The organism is Ginsengibacter sp. (assembly GCF_057362405.1).
In genome coordinates this window covers 1-17,244 of sequence record NZ_JBMQQG010000255.1, presented here as the reverse complement: position 1 = coordinate 17,244, position 17,244 = coordinate 1, and the positions used below count along the sequence as shown (strand labels likewise).

The following is a 17,244-nucleotide window of genomic DNA, read 5'->3' as shown; positions in this document are numbered from 1 at the left end:
GTGTACAAAACCAAATATTTCCTGCTTTATCCTGCATGATATTCCATATCCAATTGCCTGCCAGCCCCTGAGCTGTAGTATAATTCATAAACTTTTTGCCGTTATACTTGTCTACGCCGTTGTCATTGGTGCCAAACCAGATGTTACCAGCATTGTCCTGCATAATGCTCCATACATTGTCACCTCCCAGCCCCTGCGATATAGTGTAATAACTAATACTATTGCTTTCCAATTTGCTAACTCCGCCGCCGCCGCGTGAGGTGAGCCAAAGGTTACCGCTCTTATCCAGCAGCATGCTGGACACCTTATTATCCGGCAACCCCTGAGCCCTTGAGTAAGTCGTAAATCTGCTGCCATCATACTTGCTTAAACCCCCGGATTGCGTACCGAACCAAATGTTACCCTCATTATCTGGCAGAATGCATGCGACATTATTATCCGGCAAACCTTGCTGCCGCGTATAATTTGTAAATTTTTTCCCATCAAATTTGCTTGCTCCACCACTTGTCCCAAACCACAAGTCGCCGGTTTTAGCCTGCGAAATACTGTTTACAGAATTATTCGCCAAGCCCCGGGCTTCTGTATAATTTGTAAAATTGTTCCCATCATATTTAGTGGCGCCACCTGCGTCAGTACCAAACCACAGGTTGCCATTTTTATCCTCCAAGATGCAAAGGATATAATTGTCTGCGAGCCCCTGGGCCATTGTATAATTTGTAAATTTTTTACCATCATATTTGCTAACGCCTCCCTCGTGGGTACCGAACCAGAGATTATCATTGCTATCCTGCACGGCGGACGTTATGAAATTATCCGGAAGGCCCTGAGCTTTTGTAAAATTTGTAAAACTATACCCGTTGTATCTGCTTAGGCCGGCAGTTGTACAAAACCACAAGTTGCCGGCCTTATCTTCTATAATATCAAATACAACATTACTTGCCAAACCCTGCTCTTTGCTATAGTTAGTAAAATGTTTACCGTCATATCGGCTCACACCACCACCACCGGTTCCAAACCAAAGGTTCCCGGCGTCATCAGTTGTGCTACAAAGAACAGAACTTAGAGGGAGCCCGTCCCCGGTGCTGTAGCTCGTAAAAAAAGGAATGCCCCCGTTGGATGAATCTATTCTGATTATGGGTTTTCCCGCTCTTACCGCTTTGGGCTGATTACCGGCATTAATGGGTATTACATTTGGCGGATCAAAACTATAACTGGCAATATTTTTAACTGCCTGGGGCTTTTTAATAATGTCATTTTTAGTGTGTGATGCAGGTTGATGGCCGCAAGAAATGAAAGCAAAAAAGTACAACAATGTAATGCAATACCACAGGAGGTTTGAAGCGTGTGAGCGTTTTTGCTTTAGTAATTGCTCCTTCAAAGCTATATTTCTTTATTACTACTAAAATTACAATTTATTGTTGCAGATTTTTATTGATTTCATTAATAAACTCGCAAGCGACCGGCCATTGAAAACTCTCCACTATAATCATTTTCATTTCGTCATCTATAAGCAAATGTTTCCAAGCCTTAATCACTGAAGTCCGGAAATAAACTTCATTTAATGACTGACGACTCTTTCGTTCTCCCGAATATTTAAACGGCGTTGACATCAATATTTCTAAGATAATAGAAATTCAGGATTGTAGGGTGACGACACCCGCCGGCAAGGGTGAATGATTGTTCTATTTTTTTGCGGGAGTGGTAGTCCTCGAAATTTTACTCTGTGACGTTGCACTTTGCGTGATCGTTAATCCATTTGCTGCACCAGCAGGACAATAATAATCAATTGCATTCGTAGCTTCATTATAAGTAAGATCATATTCCACCACGTTTCCCCGGGTAACTATATCCGCAGTATGATTATAGAAATCCCTGGTACCATAACCGCCAAAGTTTCCATACATCACGTCAGCCTCATAGGTCCTTAATCCATCAATGTTTTGAATAACGGTATATCCATAATTTGTTTCTACCACGTAGAACCCACAGGAGTTATTGCTATATACCACATCGCCTCTCTCCTGAGAAAGCCAGTATGAATTGTTGTCATATACTCTCTCTTTAACACAACTGCCAAATAAAACTGCAACCAAAGCAGCTAAAATTGAATAGGTAAAAATCTTTTTCATGAGTAATGTTTTTTTTTATGATCAATAATTACAACAATGAGATCACAAACAGCTGGCTAAGTTTCATTACAACTTGTTAAAATAAAAAGTCCCGGTGGGATAACCCGGCGACTGGAGTATTTTCTTACTTAATCATTCTAACGACAGCAAGGGTTACTAACAGTTACTAATATACGCAGATTTTTGTATCTTTTATTTATGGCTCTTTTCAATTCGGGCACTAGCGAACGCTTGCTAACCCTGTGCTGGTTGAAGGATATGCTGGCGCCAAAGATGGGGAACACCCGCCAGGAAGGGAGCTATTAGGATATTTGTTACCATTAGGCATTTCCAAACATAGACATGAATGTACGGCTAATGAAACTTCTCTCCCCTTGAAAGCATTTCGAGTATGACCTTCATTCTCTTGGCCCTCGTCCCGGGCTTTTTGGCTGTCTGAAGACGCCAGGAAATAGCATAAAGATTTGCCCGGTTTAAAGTTTTAAAAAATGCTTTTGCTTTTTTATTCCTGTTCAACTCGTCTATAAGATCATCGGGAATGGTCATTTGGCCGGGAGAGTCATATGCCTTCTCCCATCTTCCATCTGCCTGCGCTTTTTCCACTTCAGCGAGTCCTGAAGGTTTCATTTTGCCGGCCTTTATTAATCGCTCTGCATGTTGTGTATTTCTTTTTGACCAGATGCTTCCTGGATTTCTCGGTGAAAATTTATGAATCCATGATTGTGTATCATATTTTTTTATCTGGCCGTCTATCCAGCCATAGCAAAGGGCCTCATCCAAAGCCTCATTATAAGTAATAGTTTTCACACTGCCGTCTTTCTTGAAAAAGCGAATCCAGATTCCCTTATTCACCGCGTAATTCCCGGACAGCCATTTTTCGAACGCTTTGGAAGTCTTAAAGGCAATTACTTCCATTTCAGTCTTACTTGCGTTTTTCATCTTTTGGCAATTCACCCTTCGGGAGTTTCCCCGCACCAAATTTAATAAAATCCCGTAGCCTGTAACGCCCCCATCCTCCCCTCCTGGCGTGCGTCCTCACCCGACATTTCAGTATCATAATTCATCCATGTAATAAGTAGGTATTTTAAATTCATCTTCACCCGTTTCATAAAACCCCGCAGATGAAAATCTATATTCTATCGGATCTTTGCATAACTGCCAGTGAGGTTGCAGCAGACCTGCCTGCCGACTGGGCTAGTTGTAAAGCATATAATCTAATTTTTCTTTCGCCATTGTTCTATCTGCTATTAATATAGCGAACGGATCTCTTTGCCAAATAAATAATTTCTATCCTTCTTTTCAGTTGCGTAATCATTCAGAGTCTGTTTGTTATTCCTTAATCTCTTTAAGAACATATGTCCTGTGAATTTTTCGAAGCTTTCTTTAAGAGGCTCTTGGCCATTCATTTTTAACAGTTCCCAAAGTACGTGCATGTGATCAGGCATTATCACGTAGCCATAGATATGAACCAGTTCATGCTTAATAAGCCATTGATAACTCTCCATTATAATCATTTTCATTTCGTCATCTTTAAGCAAATGTTTCCAAGCCTTAATCACTGAAGTCCGGAAATAAACTTCATTTAATGACTGACGACTCTTTCGTTCTCCCGAATATTTAAACGGAGTTGACATCAATATTTCTAAGATAATGGAAATTCAGGAATATCGGGTAAAGGACACCCACCGGGAAGATTGGGAAAAATTTTCAAAAACATTGAAATTATAATCTTTATGCCTATGGAGCATAGCTATTTTCATTCTCTTGCACGGGCATTTACATCCAGAAAATTTTTGAAGAATTAGTGGAGTGAGTTGTCTTAGACTCTGAGCGCTTTCTCTACTCCCTGCCGGTACATCCGGCTAATCGGAAATTCATGTTTCGCAATCTCAATAGTATCATTGGTGAAGGATTCTATTTTGTCCATCGCCACAATGTAGGACCGGTGAATTCGAATGAACTTGCCAACCGGTAGTGTTTCTTCAAGGGATGAAATCGATTGCTTTGTAACGATATTTTTTGAAGTAGTAACTATTTTAATATAATCTTTAAGACTCTCTATATAAAGAATTTCATCCAGCGCAATTTTTAAATTCTTACGATCTGCCCGCACCGTTATGAATTGATGTGATCCACTATTTGGATGATCAAAAATGATGTCATTAATATCATTTTCTTTAAAGCTTGTCTGCATCACCTTATTCACTGCTTTTAAAAATCTTTCAAAAGAAATGGGTTTCAATAAATAATCAACAGCATCCAGCTCAAAGCCTTCTACGGCAAACTTTCGATAAGCAGTGGTGAAAATCACCTTCGGGGGCCTGGACAGCGTTCGCATTAGATCAGTACCCAGAAGATTTGGCATTTGTATATCCAGGAATAAAAGATCAATTGATCGCCTGCTTAAAAAGTTTAGTGCTTCGATAGCATCAGAACAGGTTCCTGCCAATTCGAGGTTATTGACGGAAGTGATGTATTTTTTCAGGACATCTAAGGCTGGCGGCTCATCATCCACTGCGAGGCACGTTATTTTGTTTTTTTCAGGCATACAAAATTGTTTGAAATTCAGATTTATTTACAGAAGTATTTTGAGTGGTCATTTCTTTTTCCTGTAACGGTACCTGGAGGTGTACTTGATAAATTTGATCAGACGATTCTAGTTTTAAACTATGATTTGAAGGATACAACAGTTTCAATCTTTTTTGAACGTTGACAAGCCCGATTCCTTTCTTATCATTCGAGGCTGGTGTTTCCTTCGGCTTACTATTGCTTAAATTAAAGTTGAGTTGATGATTTTTTACACCAATTTCTACTTTTATCCATTGACTGCCACGCATTTTGCTGGCGCCATGCTTAAAACAATTTTCTACAAAAGGGATTAGCAGCAAAGGAGCGATCATTTTATTTTCAGTGTCGCCGGTTATTTCTATCTGCAAGTCCAATCTGTCGCCATATCTTACTCTTTCCAGATCGAGATAATCATTTACGAGCTGAATTTCCTTTTCAAGCAGCACGAATGAATTTTCTCCCTCTTCCCGCATGTAGTCGATCATACCTGTTAGCTTATCAACAAGTCCCGCAGCGCGGCTATCCTTATTCAATGCAAATGAATAAATGTTATTTAACGTATTGAATAAAAAATGGGGATGCACCTGGGCTTTCAGCAGTTGAAGTTCAGCTTGCATATTTTCTCTGCCTAGCTGTTCTGACCTGCGTTGTTTTATATACCAGTCCTTATAATATTTAATAGCCAGCATCAGGCAACATGTAGGGATCGCCCCGGTGAAATTAATGTTGGAATAAAAGCTATTGAACACATACATCCATGCCGGCCAATGACTAATATAAGGGTTGATCCGGGCAACTTCCAACCAGAAATATAGAGAGCCGTAAGTGAGTAAATACATTGAAATAACAGACAAAAAAAACAACAGCCCAAACCGCACAAATTTTTGTTTTCGAAAAAACCGGGGAGCCAGGAAATAAACAATGAAATAACAAAAAATAAGGATACTTGAAAATCTTGCAAGAGATCTTACGAACTGGAAAGAGATAATACCTCCAATGTGAGTCAGTGGGTCTTTATAGATTCCCCCGAAGTTGCTGATTTGAACAATACCTGAAAACAAAAACCATCCCACCCAAAAAAATAGATGGCGGTAAATTCTATACCGGCGACTATCAGAAAATATGAAGTCATGCACAGTCATAAATAACTTTTATTTTCAGCCATAAACCGGTTGTTTGAGTAACGATGGTTGTGGTTCTTTATCAGCAATTGTTTTTTGCTGTAATGTCAATCTCAAATGCACTTGATAAACGTCTTCGCTTGAATTTATTTCTAAGAAATGTTTTTCAGCATATAGCAGTTGCAATCTTTTCTTCACATTCACCAGGCGGGTGACTCTATACCAACGATTATTAGAAAAAATCAATTTATGCAGTTTCATATGCCAACTTCATTTCTGTTTTATTAATAGGAGGCGCACCCTCAGATTCAAGAGAAAGCGTCAAAGAAAACATACCGTTTTTCAAGTAAGATTCTATTTTGTGTTTGCCCGGGTACAACACCTCCACTCTTTTCATTACCTGGTTCAACTCTGTATTTTGTTGTAATGAGCCATTGATGTTCTCATAATAACCATTGCACTGAAGTGAAAATTCCAACTGATTGTTTTGTGTTTTCAAATCGATCTCAACAACAAGTTTTTGTTGCAACGAAAGCAAAGATTGTTCACAGCAATGCTGAACGATAGAAACGACGATCAACGGAGCTATGTAAATATTATTTTTTTCCTCCGGTTTTTTAAAATGTATAACAATGCGGTCTCCATAGAAGATTTTTTCCAGATCCAGGTAATCGTGCATTATTTGCGTCTCCTGCTCCAGCGGCACCCGTTCTTTTTCATTTTCGTATAAAAAATAACTAAGCAGGTCTGCCAGTTTGAGTATTGCATTGGGCGCCTCTGCCGAATGCACACGGATAAGACGTGAAATATTCTGAAGCGCATCGGAAAGAAAATGTGGATGAAAATGGGTTTTGATTATTTCCAACTCGGTGACGATTTTTAATTTTTCCAATCGTTCATTTTCCTTTTGCTCGAGGTAATGAATTTTAAGTAAACGGGCCACGCCGGCAAACACACCCGAGGCGGTGCCAAGTCCCAATCCATAAAGGATCGGCTGAAACAGCCTTATTTGGATGGGCAACTGGTTAAAAGGTGTCGGTTGCTTTAAGAGCACATATAGTTTAGTAATCCAAAAGGCGTTAAACAGGTTAAGCCCGCACAGCGCGATGAACAAAACGACAAAACTGAAATACCTGCCCTTTAAAAGGAATCGTGGCAAAAGGATATAAGCAGTAATGTAGGCGGACAGAATACTGACGGGTATATACATCAGTTTATGAAAGGCAGTGGCGTAAGCTTCACTACTGGTAAAATCAGCAGCACTTGACGGAACAAAATTGACGATAAAAAAATATACGCAAAATAGCACCCAAAGCACCGTATGTCTTATGATACGATGTTTGGATTTGTTTGATAATATGAAGTCTTCACCAATCATAAACCCTTTATCTTGATATATTATTTACAAGCTGAATAATACTCCGGCAAAAACCTGGTAATCGCCCGAGCCTCCCGGACCAACTGTATAAACACCCGTATGAGCTGAGACCATTTTGTCAATTAAGTTTTGATTGATTGAATGTGAAATGGTAAAAGGAACGTAGGCATATACAGCCGCCCTTTTGAATTTATAAATCAGCCCCGGCTCCGCTGATAATGTATAACCAGCCCGACGGTTGCCATTGCTTTGACCGATTAAATCCCTTACCGGTGAACCCTCATCGCGTAACCCGGCTGAAAACGACCAGCGGGTAAAATTTACGTCTACCCCTGCCCGTAATGAAAAAACATCGGGCACGCTATTATCGTATGCTCCTATTTGCTGCATATATGGATCGAGCGGCTTTCCCTGCGTATACTGAGTACCGTTGATGTCACGGGGATTCATGAGATAATAAAAGTTTCCATACAAGCCAACGGTCCTTTTCGCATTGAAGAAATAAAAGGTGTTAAGCTCGGTAATAATACCGGTGCCGCCGTCTCCTGGTTGAATGGCAGGGTTGATTGCTGACAGCACCCGGGTAGTATCATTCCGGTAAAAATATCCCTGGTATTTATAGTCGCCTGTTGGTAATTTAATCCCGAGTCCTAACTGAATGTTGGCCCTTTGACTCACTGACGGACTAAGCAACCATTTATAGGCGGTAAAAGTAACATCACCTACTCCAAATGAAGATGTGGTATGCCTCGACGTATTGGGACCACCATGTTCGAGCGTACTTGAGCGGCTATTAGCTGATACAGGTACAACCAGGGAGAGAGACCAGCCCTTATTAAGCAAACGGGATACCGCAATATCAGTAGAGAAGGACCTGATAATATTCTGATTGGGCGCCGGTGTTTTAAGATCTACCTTTCCTTTGTAGTCCCGGTACGCTTTGAAATAACGGGTATTAATGTTTACCTGCCAGGCAGATGTTGTAAAAGCATTGCTGGTCAGATTGTACTGGCCAAAACCGGAAATGTTGCGAACTGCAATACAGCCCTGGGAATGTACTATATGTGCCAGGTGTATATAACACAAAGTGAAAAGAATAACTTTTTTCATAATTGTAAGTTTAAAATTGAATGTTAGTATTGAGAAAGTTTTCCGCAGGGATTTTTACGATTTTCTCTTCGGCATTTGTCATAGGCTGTTTTTGCAAACCAGTTTCCCGGTAAGATAAAAAAGTATTGTCTGTCGAATTCATGTTCAATTGCACATTCAATAATGATACAGTGTAAACCGGCAAAAAGTAAGAGATGTTGATTAAGCTTTCAAACGGCGTATGCGACGTATGGGCTTCATTTACTCCGGGAACTAAAAGGGCCTTGATAAAAAAGTACAAAGTAAATACGATCCAAAAGGCTTCATGCCTGTAAAACCATATTGCAGGTTTGTTAGAAAATATGAAATCGTAGGTGGTCACTTATTTTCATTCTTCTTCTAAAATTATAAATCGCATTTCTCATTTTATAATTTTTTGCCGTCTATTCTGCAACCAGCACGATTCAGGCGACGAATGGCATTTGTCGCCAACTAGTGGACAGTACTGCCTCTAAGATGTTAAATAAGATCACATATTTTACAATCGTCGAATAGTGGCCTGTGGGAGTTATAGCAAAATACTTTTGGGTGATTGTTCACTTAAATTTTAAAAAAATGAAAAAGAAAATAATTTTTCTCCTCACCGCGCTGGGGGTAGTATTCATCATCCAGGGTTGCCGAAAATTTGATGCACAGGATTTTGGCAAGCATCCTGAATATGGAAAGGTCAATAATGCAAATGTTGCAACCGATTGGTATCGGTTACAACTCAAAATTTTGCTTGAAAGAAATTCAGCATTGAATGGCGTACATTTTGGATATATCGGGATCGGGCTATACGAATCTGTTCGCTATGGAATTAAAAACTCCGTGAGCCTTTCTACAAAATTGTATCAGATGCCAGGCATGCCGGCTAAAGAAAACAATAATGGTTATGCGTGGGAGGTAAGTGCAAATGCCGCTCTCGCTGCGATGGTTCGGTCTTTTTATGGTGGTCTCACACAGGCCAACCTGGCAACTATTGATTCGATGGAGAATGCCTGGAATCAAAAGCTAATCCCCGGTATGAATTCAGAAGTCTTCAACCGCTCCCAGGCCTTTGGGAAAAGTATTGCAACTGCTATCTACAACTGGTACTTGACAGATAACCTCAATCCTTCAAATGCCGGATATGTGCCGCCGGTATTTCCCGGGGCATGGGTTCCGACACCTCCGGCATTTGCCAATGGAATTAATCCTTACATCGGAACGGCCCGAACATTTCTCGCTTCTGATTTATCACCGGTGGCGCCGGCACCTGTTGCATATTCTGAAGATGTGAATTCGGATTTTTATAAGATGGTTAAACAAGTTTATGATGTATCACAAACACTGACTGATGATCAAAAGAGCACCGCCTTATATTGGGTTGACCAGGGTAACAGTGTGGGATATACGCCGCCAGGCCATGACTTCTTTATCGTAACCCAGGCCCTGGAACAGGCTAATGCTGACCTTGCGACTGCAGCGGAAACGTATGCAAAAGCTGGGATAGCAGAAAGAGATGCAACTATTGTTTGCTTCAGGTCAAAGTATGTTTATAATCTTTTAAGACCGATTACCTATATACAGAAGTTGATTGACCCTGCCTGGTTTTCATTTATTCCCACTCCGCCCCATCCCGAATATCCCGCCGCACATGCACTAATAACAGGGGCGGTAATGCAGGCAACTGCCAAAGTGCTTGGTGAAAATACAGGTGTTACTGACCACAGTTATGAATTTAGGGGTTGGCCCGCCCGCTCGTTTACAACGATTTTTGCTGCTGCTGAGCAAGCCGGTATTTCCAGGCTCTACGGTGGGATACATTATTTGCCATCCATCAATATGGGTTTGCAAATGGGAAAAGAAGTCGGCACCAGGATAGGTGATATAAAATTATTCTAAGCAAATCCGTATCCGATAAGCAATCGTTGTTTTTATTCTTTTTAAATGTCATGCGTTTTGCATGGCATTTTTTACTTAGGTAAATGTCATGAACTCCTTTTGTCGACAATACAATTAGAATTGACCGGGTTCCCGATTGAGTAGCCCCTAAACAATCAAAACAAATATCCCCCAAAAGTTAATGGCACTAAAATGAATAATGCCGCATCAGTAACACTTAGACTCAATTTTTGAAAACCCTCTCCCGGGTTCTGAGCAATGTCTGCTTCACGGGGCCCCTGGCGTGAGACATTGCTAAGAAGAAAGGAACTTTGGTAGTAGCAGGTACAAGTTGCTATACGTTGAAAATACACACACCGGCATGAATTAAAAACACTTGTCAGCGCAACTAAATAGGTGTGAGAAGAAATGAAATCGTCCATGTGGTTCCGGACAATGGGCTGAATAAAAGAATAAATGCGGTTTGCTGCCCAAAGGACGATGTGCCGGGTTACTCTATTGAAGCATTTATCAGAAAATATAAAATCGTAACTGGTAACTTGAAATAATCTTTCCTTTAAAATTAAACAGCACTTACCTGAATTTAATGCTTTCATTGAACTATTCAGCGTTTTACCCAATTCTGTCTGTGAATGCCATTTACCGTCTGTGAATCGCAGTATGGACACCGGCATAGGTAATTCCCGCCTGAATATCAGGTTCTGTCGAATAATAAAAAAAGGGGTGAATTGGCTATATATTTTTGAATTCATTAATCAACTAAAAAATTTGAAGTCATGAAAACAAGCTTAATTACACGTACGGGTATTGTATTATTGTTAATGTTTTTACTATCAAATTCCTTTGCTCAAAAAAATTTCCCCGGGGAACCTGCCTACGGATTTTTTAGTGAGACATCAGCCAAATCCTTTTCTTCCCGGTCGCATCATACTGCCAGCCCGGAAAATATCAGCAAAAAGACCTTAAAGAAGTTTAACAGGCGATTCCGAAACGCATCAGATGTATCGTGGGAACATCTAGACGATAACTTTCTCGCAACATTTGCGAATGGCGAAACAACGACAAAATCGTTATTTGATAAAAAAGGAAGACTGATTTACGCCATCGATTATTCCTCTGCAAAGCGATTGCCCGCAGATATAAAAGGCCCCATTATGAATAGTTATAGAAATTACATGATTACAAGTGTTTGCAGGGTCTCACAGGACAATCGTGTTGTATGGATAATAAAAATGGCTGACAAATCCAATTATGCTGCGGTGAAAGTCGAGGACGGCGAAATACAAGAGATAGAAAATTTTAAAAGAGCAAATTAAATTACTCTATCAGGTAGAGTGCTAATGTTTATGGCCCTCCCGATTTCACGGGAGAGCCATTTTTATTGCAACCCCTGTCTGTGCAATCTGCGCCTTGTTTGGCAAGAATATACTGCAATTCTCAATTGCATATAGCCATAATTTGTCTTTTGCCTGAAACTTAAAGCGAAGAAAAATGTATTCAAAAAACAGCTGTCAACGGTATTAATAAATCCTGTTTGATCATTATCTCTCCAGGCACTTTCTTCAAAACCCGGATGATCATATAAAAAGCCAGGATGCAGACGAAACATTATCGCCTGGCCTTAACCACGGTTTTAGAGAAATAAATCTTATTTAAATTTTTCATGACTCTTTCGCTCTCCAGAATACTTAAAAGAAGTTGACATAAATATAAATTCTGGAAAGTCAAATGAGGACACCCGCCAGGAAAGGGGGCAGGATAATTTAACAGATGCTAACGGTGACGAGTATGTGCAACAGTTAGCCATTCCTTGCTGTCCCGGCGGGGGTCCGATGACAGTCGCCAAATTAAAAAATTCTGCCTCGAAATCCCGGCGAGAATGCATCCCGACCTTTAATAGGCCAACTTCCGGTAGTTTATAAGGAGTCTTTCAAAATGCAAAATCGTTTACTCCATCCTGTTATCTTTATAAAACGTAGCTGTATGATATAGTACCTACAATCCGTTGGCCGCAAATTGTAATCAGCTCTCAGTAAATTATTCCCGCGAGTATGTCAGCTGGCCGGGAGAGTCGTAAGCCTTCTCCCTTCTCCATTCTCCCTGCTCCCTTCTCCCATCTTCCATCTGCCCGCGCATTTTCCACTTCAGCAAGTCCTGCAGGTTTCATTTTGCCGGCCTTTATCAATCGCTCTGCATGTTGCGTATTTCTTTTTGACCAGATACTTCCTGGATTTAATGCAGGGTAATTAACTTTTGGAAAGTTATTAGACTTCCTTTCTTAAACAGACTCCGGAAAACTTTCTAAAAGTTTTGGTACTCCGGCAATGCAATAAATATCTTGCATAAAATGCAATCATTTACAAACTGGGTACCAAAATCCTGCCTATTGAAACATTCTCAGCAAAGCCATTCCAGGTTTGTTAATTGAAAATTACAATCTATGCAGTAAATTGAATTGTTTTTACAACAGGTATTCATGGAACAACTTACTAAAATTGGTCGTTTATTATATGGATTCGGCCTTGTTGCAGTGGGAATACACCAGCTTCTCCTCAAAGATTTTCGCCGGGAAATATTACCCCCGTTTCCTGCATGGGCTCATCAATATGCAGTGTTCCCATTTCTTGCAGCAATAGCTTTGATATTCGCTGGCATTATGATCTCAGGGGTGGTATTTAACATCGGCCCCGTTATTTCAAAAAATATTTGCCTGTATGCAGGGTTTTGTTTTCTTGCAATCATCATTACCTGCCATTTGCCGTATGTTCTCATCTTTAGTGCTGATAAAGCTTCCCGCCTGGATGTTTGGTTTGATGCCGGTGAAGAGCTGGCATACTGTGGGGGCGCATTTGTAATAGCAGGTTCATTTCCGGAAAATAATTGGAGCCGAAACAAAAAGAACCTCTTTTTAATAGGGTTAGAAAAACTAATTCCAATCGGAAGAATTTTTTTCGCCATACTGATGTTATTGTTTGGATGCAGCCATTTTGTATTTACTGATTTTGTTGCTACCATGGTACCCAAATGGTTTGGGGCGCCATTGTTTTGGACTTATTTTGCGGGAGCTGCGCTTATTGCATCATCCATTGCAATTATTTTCAAAATTTGGATAAAGGTGGTTGCACTGCTCTTAGCTATTATGCTCTTTCTTTTTTTTATTTTCTTCCATATACCTGATGCTTTTGCAAACCCTTATACCCAGCACGGAAATGAAATTGTCCGGGCCATGGTTGCGTTGCTTTTCTGTGGCATTGCATTAGTTATCGCATCAACAAATTACAATAAACCGATGTCTTACAAGTAAAGTCATTTGCTGTGGGTGTTCCCAAATAAGGTGGTTAAGTGACCGTTTTATTAACAATCCTTTTTTCTCGTTTTTTATGAACTAAACTAAGGATAGCGTGAGAAATTCGGCCGAGACCAAAATTTATCTCTGACGGAACTTCTTTTAATTTACCGCACAAGCAGACGGACACTTACGCTCAATGCTACAATGACAGCTGTTGCGCCAACAAAGGGTTACATGTGAGTATAAAATCTTAAAAGCTCAGTAGGATTATTACAGCAATTGCTGCAAAGCCTATGAAGCCAAACCAGGTCCACTTGATTAATTCTCTTTCGTCGTCTTTCAAGAATATATAGCCAATGAAACTGCACACTGACGCAAATATCCGCTTGTGACATATAATTAACTATAACCTTAATAGGATTAAGAGTTGCTAACAGATACTAATATACGCAGATTTTTGTGTCTTTTATTCATGGCTCTTTTCAATTCGGGCACAAGCCGACGCTTGCGCTAACTCTCCGCTAGCTGGAGGATATACTTGCCCCAAAGATGGGAGAGTTTTTCGTGACAGTACCTTGCACCAGGATGGGAGTTAATTTCCGGGTGTACGGTAATTAACAGACATTTTTGTTGCCTTGTCAATTTCTTCGGGAGTTAGAAGAAGAGTGGCCGAAACATTAACCAGGCCCGATGCATTTATAGTTAATGTAAGTGCAGCACCTGTAGTGCTGTCAGGCAGTTCAACTATGGCATAGACATCATAGTCGCCGAAGGCAAAATAAAATGCCTCAAGGTTACCACCCATATCAGCAACCATTTTTCTAATGGCTTCTTTACGGTCAGTGCCACCCACTTTAAGCAAGCCTTTAACGCCTTCATCATTGTAAGAGGCGGTAATCAAAAACTTTGTCATGATATTTTTTTTATTTGGTTTACAATCCTTCATAAATGTAAACAATCTTTAAATGTTCTAAACAAAAAAAGCAGCCTGTTGATGCGGGCTGGCGAAAGAGTGGGAACATCAAAAGGCTGAATGATTGAAGAATGTGTTTACGCCGAAAGTGCGATTCCTGTTTGCAAGATTGCTTAACGTGTAGATTTTATATTTCTTTAATTAAACTCTTTTTAATTCGGGCACAAGCGGACGCTTGCGCTAGCCCCAGCTATTCTTAGTCTGCCCATAACCGTTAGTTGTGCTGTCCTTAGCTTGCAACTAAGGATTTTAAGACCTTTAAATCTATAACAAAAATTCAATTTTAATAATCCCGCATTGCTTTCCATAAGTACCTTGCCCTATTGTAGAGCAAGTGCCCGCTTGTGCTTCTCACGAACAATAGTATTTATGGAGTATTATTTTAAAATGATAAGATCTGATGTACTAATTTATCTCTGGCGGTAACTGCTTTTAATTTACCGCACGAGCGGAAGGACACTTACTCCAGTGCTACAATAACAGTTGTCGCGCCAACAAAGGGTTACATGTGAATATAAAATCTAAAAGCTCAGTAGGATTATTACAGCAATTGCTGCAAAGCCCATGAAGCCAAAACAGATCCACTTGTTAATTCTCTTTCGTCGTCTTTCAAGAATATGTAGCCAACCAAACTGCTCACTGGCGGAAGCGTCCGCTTGTGACATCCAATTAACAATAACCTTAATAGAATTAAGAGTTGCTAACAGTTACTAATATACGCAGATTTTGTGTATTTTATTCATGGCTCTTTTCAATTTGAGCACAAGCCGACCCTTGCACTAACCCTTCGCTGGTTGAAAGATATGCTGGCCAAAGATGGGGGGCTTCACGATGTTTGCACACCGTTAGTTGCGCTCCCTAATTATTTTAAATTTATTCGGAATGGCCACGAAGAGGACTTGTTTATTTAAACGTTCCTAGCACGACATATGGCCGCAGGGAGAGAGGCGATATACTGGCCAATTTGGGGGACAGTAAAATTTTCATATTTGATCGAAAATAATTATTATCTTGCTATACCACTGTTTCCGCAACGATAGCTAAGAGAAATTCACCTCTCAATTTTTCCGACAACACATTTTTTTTAAAACATTAAAACTACTTTTATGTCTTTCATTTTTCATTTTAAGCACGGCGGATTCACGACCGAAAAATATCATCAGGCACTCGATAAACTCAGCGCTGCAGGGCTTGGCTCGCCTAAAGGAAGGAGCTACCATGTGTGTTACGGTGATCCCAACAATCTTGAGGTTACGGATGTATGGAGCAGTATGGAAGAATTCGAGGAGTTTGGCAAAACATTAATGCCAATCTTAGCTGCTATGGACATTGAGCTCGGGCAGCCCGAAAGAAGTGAAGTGCATAATATAATTGTTGGGGAACCCGTAGCAGCCCAAGCAACAATATAATGGTTGCCGGTTGCCGGTAGACCACACGTTGGCTCTCTATTTAATTTGCTGCAATGGGTAAGCCCCAAATGCAATCCTTCAATAAACTTTCCGGCCTCTAGCGCCTGCTCTCGGACCAACATGCTTACAGCCCCATACTTAGTTCCCCCCGTGAAATGCCACAACATATTAAAATCATCACTTCCGTCATGATAAAACCTCCCAGACGAATAATGATAATCTTTGGGCAACTTGCATAAACCTGCCCGTACCGGGTAATAATGATGAATTCCAGCTTTTGGATAAATTTCCTTTGAAAGCTAAGGTTGAAAATTTATGATGATTGGCGTTGGTCAGAGATCCCGTTGATTGACCGCACAGGCCAGCGGCTCTCACGAGGGGCAGATGTGGGCTTGTATAGAGGGATACCGACGAAGGCTGCGTAGAGACACGGCCCGGGATAAGCCCATGATAAGCTCCTTAATTTTTTAAAAATTTGATGGAGGGTCAAAATTGAAAAATGCTTTGATAGCTGCAAATAACTTCTTTAATAATTGTCTCATTTTGAGAAGTTTTAATTGTGAGCGTTAATCATAATTCCATAACAAAGATACGCTACTGTAGCAGATTTACATGCAATTTCGTTCGCTTATTTTGGCCCTCTCATGAGCGTCCGCTTGTGACATACTATCAACTTTAAAGCGATTAAGTGAACGTTTACCTATATAACCAAATTAACCCAAATCAAAGACTTTAGATTTCTTTACTCCTGGTTTCTTTTAATTCGGGCACAAGCCACGCTTATGCTAACCCGGTGCTGGTTGAAAGATATGCATGCGCCAAAGTTCGGGCAAAGCATATGCCATGATAAAGAACAATAGCACTGAATTTTACGTAATAAACTTTTCAATACTTGGGTACTCTCAGAAAGCAGCACGTTTTTTCATTGCTAAACTGAATGTTGCAACAAGTCCCCAAAGCACAGCAGCCCATACTATATACCAGGTCATGCGTTCTTCTCCCGTTATTGCAATTGGCATAGACAGTATCCAAAATGCATCAAGGCTTGCGTGCATCAATACCCCTATCAATAAACTTTCTGTATGTTCATATACCCACACCATAAGTATTCTAAAGGGCGGCAGAAAGGAAAAAAGCATTACTGACAAGTAAAATGGCAATGGAACTGACCCGGCTGATGCAGCACTTCCGATAAAATTGGAAAGCAGGTGCCATAGTCCCCACATGATACCCAGGTTAAGACCGGATGCAATAAGATGGCGATTCAACTGCAGTTTCGGTGTTGCAAATCCTGTCCACCCAACCTCTTCGACAAAGCCATTAAAAAGTCCAAGCCCTATAACAAACAACGAAAAGATGATT

General features: G+C 40.4%; 16 protein-coding genes. 4 read left to right on the top strand and 12 right to left on the bottom strand.

Annotated features, from left to right (window positions below; genetic code table 11):
• From ACO1O5_RS21605 to ACO1O5_RS21565, 9 genes are all read right to left on the bottom strand, one after another.
• A partial coding sequence (locus tag ACO1O5_RS21605; protein WP_486273991.1) for a ligand-binding sensor domain-containing protein occupies positions 1 to 1,378 on the bottom strand: 1,378 nt, incomplete at its 3' end.
• Between the two features lie 304 nt (positions 1,379 to 1,682).
• A complete protein-coding gene (locus ACO1O5_RS21600; protein WP_486273989.1) occupies positions 1,683 to 2,129 on the bottom strand; it encodes a hypothetical protein in 447 nt (148 codons plus the stop codon).
• Between the two features lie 354 nt (positions 2,130 to 2,483).
• Positions 2,484 to 3,068: a YdeI/OmpD-associated family protein gene (locus ACO1O5_RS21595; RefSeq protein ID WP_486273987.1), complete on the bottom strand. Its 585-nt coding sequence runs from the start codon at positions 3,066 to 3,068 to the stop codon at positions 2,484 to 2,486.
• Positions 3,069 to 3,376: 308 nt separating this feature from the next.
• Complete coding sequence (locus ACO1O5_RS21590) at positions 3,377 to 3,649, bottom strand: hypothetical protein (RefSeq protein ID WP_486273985.1); 273 nt, start codon at positions 3,647 to 3,649, stop codon at positions 3,377 to 3,379.
• 299 nt (positions 3,650 to 3,948) lie between these two features.
• Positions 3,949 to 4,677, bottom strand: coding sequence for a LytR/AlgR family response regulator transcription factor (locus ACO1O5_RS21585; protein WP_486273983.1), 729 nt, complete (start codon positions 4,675 to 4,677; stop codon positions 3,949 to 3,951).
• Positions 4,670 to 5,839, bottom strand: a complete 1,170-nt coding sequence (locus ACO1O5_RS21580; protein WP_486273981.1) for a sensor histidine kinase — start codon at positions 5,837 to 5,839, stop codon at positions 4,670 to 4,672. Before ACO1O5_RS21580 ends, ACO1O5_RS21585 begins: the two co-directional genes overlap by 8 nt.
• Before the next feature lie 15 nt (positions 5,840 to 5,854).
• A complete protein-coding gene (locus ACO1O5_RS21575) occupies positions 5,855 to 6,079 on the bottom strand; it encodes a hypothetical protein (protein ID WP_486273979.1) in 225 nt (74 codons plus the stop codon).
• A complete protein-coding gene (locus ACO1O5_RS21570; RefSeq protein ID WP_486273977.1) occupies positions 6,066 to 7,196 on the bottom strand; it encodes a sensor histidine kinase in 1,131 nt (376 codons plus the stop codon). The genes ACO1O5_RS21575 and ACO1O5_RS21570 overlap by 14 nt, the downstream gene beginning before the upstream one ends.
• 24 nt (positions 7,197 to 7,220) lie before the next feature.
• Positions 7,221 to 8,306, bottom strand: a complete 1,086-nt coding sequence (locus ACO1O5_RS21565; protein WP_486273975.1) for a transporter family protein — start codon at positions 8,304 to 8,306, stop codon at positions 7,221 to 7,223.
• A 594-nt stretch (positions 8,307 to 8,900) separates the two neighbouring features.
• On the opposite strand from ACO1O5_RS21565, the gene ACO1O5_RS21560 reads away from it, so the two are divergent.
• Both ACO1O5_RS21560 and ACO1O5_RS21555 read left to right on the top strand, forming a co-directional pair.
• On the top strand, positions 8,901 to 10,211 hold the full coding sequence (locus ACO1O5_RS21560; protein ID WP_486273973.1) for a vanadium-dependent haloperoxidase: 1,311 nt from the start codon (positions 8,901 to 8,903) through the stop codon (positions 10,209 to 10,211).
• 776 nt (positions 10,212 to 10,987) lie between these two features.
• A complete protein-coding gene (locus ACO1O5_RS21555; RefSeq protein ID WP_486273971.1) occupies positions 10,988 to 11,527 on the top strand; it encodes a hypothetical protein in 540 nt (179 codons plus the stop codon).
• Positions 11,528 to 12,240: 713 nt separating this feature from the next.
• On the opposite strand, the gene ACO1O5_RS21550 is transcribed toward ACO1O5_RS21555, so the two are convergent.
• The gene (locus tag ACO1O5_RS21550) at positions 12,241 to 12,378 is read right to left on the bottom strand and encodes a hypothetical protein (protein WP_486273969.1); all 138 of its coding nucleotides are present in this window, start codon (positions 12,376 to 12,378) and stop codon (positions 12,241 to 12,243) included.
• 309 nt (positions 12,379 to 12,687) lie between these two features.
• Here ACO1O5_RS21550 and ACO1O5_RS21545 point away from each other — a divergent pair, with 309 nt between their 5' ends.
• Positions 12,688 to 13,515 (top strand): DoxX family membrane protein, encoded by an 828-nt coding sequence (locus ACO1O5_RS21545; RefSeq protein ID WP_486273967.1) that lies wholly within the window; start codon positions 12,688 to 12,690, stop codon positions 13,513 to 13,515.
• A gap of 577 nt (positions 13,516 to 14,092) precedes the next feature.
• Here the strand turns inward: ACO1O5_RS21545 and ACO1O5_RS21540 are convergent.
• Positions 14,093 to 14,413 carry a GYD domain-containing protein gene (locus ACO1O5_RS21540; RefSeq protein WP_486273965.1) on the bottom strand — a complete coding sequence of 107 codons (321 nt, stop codon included), beginning with the start codon at positions 14,411 to 14,413 and terminating at the stop codon, positions 14,093 to 14,095.
• Between the two features lie 1,166 nt (positions 14,414 to 15,579).
• Here ACO1O5_RS21540 and ACO1O5_RS21535 point away from each other — a divergent pair.
• Complete coding sequence (locus ACO1O5_RS21535; protein WP_486273963.1) at positions 15,580 to 15,882, top strand: hypothetical protein; 303 nt, start codon at positions 15,580 to 15,582, stop codon at positions 15,880 to 15,882.
• Between the two features lie 902 nt (positions 15,883 to 16,784).
• Here ACO1O5_RS21535 and ACO1O5_RS21530 read toward each other — a convergent pair.
• Positions 16,785 to 17,244 (bottom strand): CPBP family intramembrane glutamic endopeptidase (locus ACO1O5_RS21530; RefSeq protein WP_486273962.1); only part of this gene is annotated, 460 nt, incomplete at its 5' end.

Coding starts and splice junctions, on each gene's coding strand:
- ACO1O5_RS21550 (WP_486273969.1), bottom strand. CDS start 12,378: ATGAAACCTGCAGGACTTGCTGAAGTGGAAAATGCGCGGGCAGATGGA.
- ACO1O5_RS21590 (WP_486273985.1), bottom strand. CDS start 3,649: ATGAAAATGATTATAATGGAGAGTTATCAATGGCTTATTAAGCATGAA.
- ACO1O5_RS21570 (WP_486273977.1), bottom strand. CDS start 7,196: ATGATTGGTGAAGACTTCATATTATCAAACAAATCCAAACATCGTATC.
- ACO1O5_RS21545 (WP_486273967.1), top strand. CDS start 12,688: ATGGAACAACTTACTAAAATTGGTCGTTTATTATATGGATTCGGCCTT.
- ACO1O5_RS21560 (WP_486273973.1), top strand. CDS start 8,901: ATGAAAAAGAAAATAATTTTTCTCCTCACCGCGCTGGGGGTAGTATTC.
- ACO1O5_RS21540 (WP_486273965.1), bottom strand. CDS start 14,413: ATGACAAAGTTTTTGATTACCGCCTCTTACAATGATGAAGGCGTTAAA.
- ACO1O5_RS21585 (WP_486273983.1), bottom strand. CDS start 4,677: ATGCCTGAAAAAAACAAAATAACGTGCCTCGCAGTGGATGATGAGCCG.
- ACO1O5_RS21565 (WP_486273975.1), bottom strand. CDS start 8,306: ATGAAAAAAGTTATTCTTTTCACTTTGTGTTATATACACCTGGCACAT.
- ACO1O5_RS21595 (WP_486273987.1), bottom strand. CDS start 3,068: ATGAAAAACGCAAGTAAGACTGAAATGGAAGTAATTGCCTTTAAGACT.
- ACO1O5_RS21575 (WP_486273979.1), bottom strand. CDS start 6,079: ATGAAACTGCATAAATTGATTTTTTCTAATAATCGTTGGTATAGAGTC.
- ACO1O5_RS21555 (WP_486273971.1), top strand. CDS start 10,988: ATGAAAACAAGCTTAATTACACGTACGGGTATTGTATTATTGTTAATG.
- ACO1O5_RS21580 (WP_486273981.1), bottom strand. CDS start 5,839: ATGACTGTGCATGACTTCATATTTTCTGATAGTCGCCGGTATAGAATT.
- ACO1O5_RS21535 (WP_486273963.1), top strand. CDS start 15,580: ATGTCTTTCATTTTTCATTTTAAGCACGGCGGATTCACGACCGAAAAA.
- ACO1O5_RS21600 (WP_486273989.1), bottom strand. CDS start 2,129: ATGAAAAAGATTTTTACCTATTCAATTTTAGCTGCTTTGGTTGCAGTT.